The sequence below is a fragment of the Micromonospora inaquosa genome (assembly GCF_003857055.1).
Classification (GTDB): Bacteria; Actinomycetota; Actinomycetes; order Mycobacteriales; family Micromonosporaceae; genus Micromonospora; species Micromonospora inaquosa.
The window spans coordinates 1-4,826 of record NZ_QGSZ01000049.1 but is presented as its reverse complement, the minus strand read 5'-3'; the positions used below and the strand labels follow the sequence as shown (position 1 = coordinate 4,826).

At 70.9% G+C, this 4,826-nt stretch carries 4 protein-coding genes; 1 reads left to right on the top strand and 3 read right to left on the bottom strand.

Annotation, left to right across the window (positions count from 1 at the left end; genetic code table 11):
• Together DLJ59_RS00555 and DLJ59_RS00550 are read right to left on the bottom strand one after the other, a co-directional pair.
• A partial coding sequence (locus DLJ59_RS00555; RefSeq protein WP_124770572.1) for a response regulator occupies nucleotides 1-656 on the bottom strand: 656 nt, incomplete at its 3' end.
• On the bottom strand, nucleotides 653-2,239 hold the full coding sequence (locus DLJ59_RS00550; RefSeq protein ID WP_124770571.1) for an ATP-binding protein: 1,587 nt from the start codon (nucleotides 2,237-2,239) through the stop codon (nucleotides 653-655). The genes DLJ59_RS00550 and DLJ59_RS00555, both read right to left, overlap by 4 nt.
• A gap of 97 nt (nucleotides 2,240-2,336) precedes the next feature.
• Between DLJ59_RS00550 and DLJ59_RS00545 the strand changes: the two genes are divergently transcribed.
• Nucleotides 2,337-3,719: a cation:dicarboxylate symporter family transporter gene (locus DLJ59_RS00545; RefSeq protein WP_124770570.1), complete on the top strand. Its 1,383-nt coding sequence runs from the start codon at nucleotides 2,337-2,339 to the stop codon at nucleotides 3,717-3,719.
• Between the two features lie 153 nt (nucleotides 3,720-3,872).
• On the opposite strand, the gene DLJ59_RS00540 is transcribed toward DLJ59_RS00545, so the two are convergent.
• Nucleotides 3,873-4,745, bottom strand: coding sequence for a DUF4231 domain-containing protein (locus DLJ59_RS00540; RefSeq protein ID WP_124770569.1), 873 nt, complete (start codon nucleotides 4,743-4,745; stop codon nucleotides 3,873-3,875).
• Nucleotides 4,746-4,826 lie beyond the last annotated feature (81 nt).

Genomic DNA, 4,826 nt, shown 5'->3' with positions numbered 1-4,826 from the left:
CCGTAGCGGGGGGTGCGGGCGGCCCGGTCGACCGTCACCAGATACTCCAGGTAGCGGCGGGCGGTCACCCGGGAGATACCGGTCAGCGCGCTCACCTCGGTCGCGGACAGCCCGACCTCCGCGCGGGTGCCGTCGGTGAGGGCCGCGCGTACCCGATCGAGGGTCTGCGCGTCGAGCCCCTTGGGCAGGCTGTGCCCGGCGGTGCCGCGCAGGGTGGCGAACATCTGGTCCACCTCGTGCTGGGCGGCGACCTCCCCGTCGGCGAGCGCCTGGGCGCGGTAGTCGGCGTACCGCTCCAGCTTGTCGCGGAACGCGGCGAACGTGAACGGTTTGAGCAGGTAGTGGGTCACCCCGAGGGACACGGCGGTGCGCACCACCGCCAGGTCCCGCGCGGAGGTCACCGCGAGCACGTCGACGCTGCTGCCGGCCGCGCGCAGCGCCCGACAGACGTCCAGGCCGTGCAGGTCGGGCAGCCGAAAATCCAGCAGTACGAGGTCCACGCCACCGCCGCCCCCCGCGCGCAGGGCCGCCATCGCCGCCCGCGCGGTGTGCGCCACCCCGACCACCACGAAACCAGGAACCCGTTCGGTGTACGCGCTGTGCGCCTCGGCCAGCAGCGGCTCGTCCTCGACGACCAGCACCCGGATGTCGGTCATGACCGTTCGATTCTGATCGGCAGCCGGACGGTGAACAGGCTGCCGCCGTCGTCCGAGCGACCGACCTCGGCGCTACCGCCGTGCCGGCGCACCACCTGCCCGACCAGCGCCAGGCCGAGACCGCGGCCGGTGCTCTTGGTGGACCAGCCGCGCCGGAACGCGTCGGTGACCCGTTCCGGCGCCAGCCCAGGGCCGCTGTCGGCGACCCGGACCACCAGTTCGTCGTCGGCCGCGCCGACGAAGACGCGTACCCGGCGTGGCGCCGGGGTGCCGGCCACCGCCTCCAGTGCGTTGTCGACCAGGTTGCCGACGACGGTGAGCAGGCCACCGGCGGGCAGCGGGCTGTCGTCGAGGCGGCAGTCCGGCTCGATGACCAGGTCCACCCCGCGCTCGCCGGCCTGCGCGGACTTGCCGAGCAGCAGCGCGGCCAACGCCGGCTCGGTCACCGCGCCGACCACCCGGTCGGTCAGCTGCTGGGCGAGGGCCAGGTCCCGGGTGCCGAGCCGGACTGCCTCGTCGGCGCGGCCCAACTCCACCAGGGTCAGCACTGTGTGCAGCCGGTTGGCCGACTCGTGGGTCTGCGCCTGCAACGCCTCGGTCAGCGCCCGCACCGAATCCAGCTCGCTGGCCAGGGTGCGCAGCTCGGTCTGGTCGCGCAGGGTCAGCACGGTGCCGAGCACCGCGCCCTCGAAGCGGGTGGTCCGCTGGTTGGCGACGAGCACCCGGTCACCGGCGACGATCGACTCGTCGTGGGCGTCGCGCCCGGAAGCGAGCAGCTCGGCCGCCGCGGGCGGCAGGTCGACCCCGGCCACCGGCTTGTCGATCACCGGTGTGTCCGCGTCGAGCCCCAACAGCCGGCGGCCCTCGTCGTTGACCAGCGCCACCCGACGATCGGTGGTCAGCACGATGAGACCTTCGCGCACCGAGTGCAGAACGGCGTCGTAGTACTCGTACATCCGGGTCATCTGCGCGGGCCCCAGACCGTGCGTCTGGCGACGGAGCCGGCGGCTGAGCAGCCAGGAGCCGGTCGCGGCGAGCGCCAGAGCCGGCGCGGCCACCCCGAACAGCACCGGCAGCTGACCGAGCAGCTTACGGTTGATCGCCCGGGTGGTGATGCCCACCGAGACCAGACCGACGAGGCGTCGCTGCTCGTCGTACACGGGAACGACCGCGCGCACCGACTCGCCGAGCGTGCCGACGTTTGTGGTGGTGAACGCGCGACCCGCCAGGGCGGGCCCGATCTCGCCGACGAACGGCTCGCCGATCCGGGACCGGGTCGGGTGCGAGAAACGGGTGCGATCGGGGGCCATCACCACCACGAAGTCGGTGCCCGTGGCCAGCCGGGTCGATTCGGCGTACGGCTGCAGGACCCTCGCGGGGTCGGCGGTGGTGAGGGCCGCGCGGACGTCGGGGGAGCGCGCCACGGTCTGCGCCACCGCGAGCACCTCCTCCTGCGCGGCCTGGCGGGAGTCGCTGCGAGCCAGCCAGACGGCGCCCGCCGCGCCGGCCAGCACGAGCAACGTCACCACCATCGCCTGGAGAGCGAAGAGTTGTCCCGCGATGCTCCACTGGCGTCGGGCCACCCCCACCACCTCCTCGTCGCGCCACCGTTGCTGCCGTTGCGGTGAACAGAATGACCGCAAGGCTGTCAACGAGTGAGACGCGCTTCACATTGTCGACATGGACACCACCGCATCCGCCACCACCCCGGCACCGGCGGTCCGCCGGGACCGTACCCGTTACCTGTATCTGGCCGTCATCGTGGCCGTCGTCGCCGGCATTGTGGTCGGCCTGGTCGCCCCCGATTTCGGCAAGGAACTCAAGCCGATTGGCACCGGCTTCGTCAACCTGATCAAGATGATGATCAGCCCGGTCATCTTCTGCACCATCGTGCTCGGCGTGGGCTCCGTGCGGCAGGCCGCGAAGGTCGGCAAGGTCGGCGGCCTGGCCCTCGGCTACTTCCTGACCATGTCGACCGTGGCGCTCGCCATCGGCCTGGTCGTCGGCAACATCATCCACCCCGGCTCCGGCCTGAACCTCGGCCCGGACCTCGCCGGCTCCGGCAAGGCCGCCGCCGGTGACGAGGCCGCCGGTACGGCGGATTTCCTGCTCGGGATCATCCCGACGACGCTGCTCTCCTCGCTCACCGAGGGCAAGGTGCTCCAGACGCTGCTGGTCGCCCTGCTGGTCGGCTTCGCCGTGCAGGCCATGGGCCGGCGGGGTGAGCCGGTGCTCAGCGCCATCACCGTCATCCAGCGGGTCGTCTTCAAGGTCCTCGCCATGATCATGTGGCTGGCGCCGATCGGCGCGTTCGGAGCGATGGCCGCCGTGGTCGGCGCGACCGGCGTCGACGCCCTCAAGAGCCTCGCCCAGATCATGGTGGGCTTCTACGCCACCTGTCTGATCTTCGTGCTGGTATTCCTGGGCGCGCTGCTGTGGTTCGTGGCCCGAATCTCGATCTTCTCGCTGCTGCGTTACCTGGGCCGGGAGTTCCTGCTGATCCTGTCCACCTCGTCGTCGGAGTCGGCGCTGCCGCGGTTGATCGCCAAGATGGAGCACTTCGGCGTGAGCAAGCCGGTCGTCGGCATCACGGTGCCGACCGGCTACTCGTTCAACCTGGACGGGACGGCGATCTACCTGACCATGGCGTCGCTGTTCATCGCCGACGCGCTGGGTAAGCCGCTGGCCGTCGGCGAGCAGATCTCGCTGCTGCTGTTCATGATCATCGCCTCGAAGGGTGCCGCCGGGGTCACCGGCGCCGGGCTGGCCACGTTGGCTGGCGGCCTCCAGTCGCACCGGCCGGACCTCGTCGACGGGGTGGGGCTGATCGTCGGCATCGACCGGTTCATGTCGGAGGCCCGGGCGCTGACCAACTTCGCCGGCAACGCGGTGGCGACCGTGCTGGTGGGAACCTGGACCGGCGAGTTCGATCGGGACCGGGCGGTCGGCGTGCTGAGCGGCAACGACCCGTTCGACGAGGCCACGATGGTCGACGAACACGACGACGAGACGGCGTCCCGCCCCGACGAGAAGGACACCACCCCGGTCGGAGCGGCGGCTTGAGTCACGGCGTGGACCGGGGGCGCGGCGGCCTTGGCTGCCATGCCCTCGGTCCGCTCCACTTCCTGAAAACCGGGGTATCCAACCGACCCTGACGCCGCGTTTTCCTGAAATCCGAGTCGATCTCCGGGCGGTGGGCGCCGGGTGTTGGCGGCGTCAGCGTCGGCGTGCCCGCCACATTGTGTGTTCCCGGGAAATCGCCGTCTCCGTGTCATTCACGAACCGCGACAGCTCGGCTTCCGAAGTGATCCGGGTAGCCAGCGACCCCATGGCGGCAAGCTCCTGACTGGCCAGGGCATAGGCGGTCGCCACCGCGCCGTGCTGCCGCGTCTGCGTCCAGGCCGCGCCGGCCGCGACCGCCGCGGCGGCCACCCCGAGCAGGTCGAGGTCGGTCAGCCCGGCAGCCCTCGACACGGCCAGGGTCACCCCGACCAGCTCCAGCACGAGCATGCCGACCGACCAGCGGGTCGCCCGCGCCCGATTCGACAACGATCGCTCGGCGTACCAGGCTCGCTGGGCCTCGAGACGGCCGGTCAGGTACGCGGTGCGGCGCTCCGCGAGGGAGGTGGCGCGCAGTGCCAGCATTCCGTCGGTGATCTGTCGCCCGGCCACCGCCGGGGCCGCCAACCCGGCAGCCGACATGTCTCGGGTCAAGCCCAACAATCGGTTGGTGAATTCCTCGACACTGTTCGATTCGCTCTGCGATCGGGGAAAAGGGTCAGCCGCGACCGTGAATCGCCACGTGAGCGATTTGATGGATTCGGAGAGGGCCCTGCCGACGTACCACCGTTCATTGGGACGATTGGTCAGGAGGAAGACCTCGACGATCGAGGTGGCGGCGAACGCGCCCGCCGCGAGCGCCGGACCCACTGCGAAATTGTCCAGCTTCCAGGTGGCGACCCCCGCGACCGCGGCCACCAGCAGCAGGGACAGGCGCAGCGCGATCAGGGTTGCGTACACGCGTTGGCCGCGCTGCGACTCATAGGACACGGCGCGCTGAAACGGGGGAAGGTCCTCGGCGTTCAGCATGTCGTTGACCTCTCGACAGCACGTCCAGGGCGTCGGCGGGGCTGAGCGGCGGTGCAGGTACGCAAGCGGTGTAGACAGTAG

Coding starts and splice junctions, on each gene's coding strand:
- DLJ59_RS00545 (WP_124770570.1), top strand. CDS start 2,337: ATGGACACCACCGCATCCGCCACCACCCCGGCACCGGCGGTCCGCCGG.
- DLJ59_RS00540 (WP_124770569.1), bottom strand. CDS start 4,745: ATGCTGAACGCCGAGGACCTTCCCCCGTTTCAGCGCGCCGTGTCCTAT.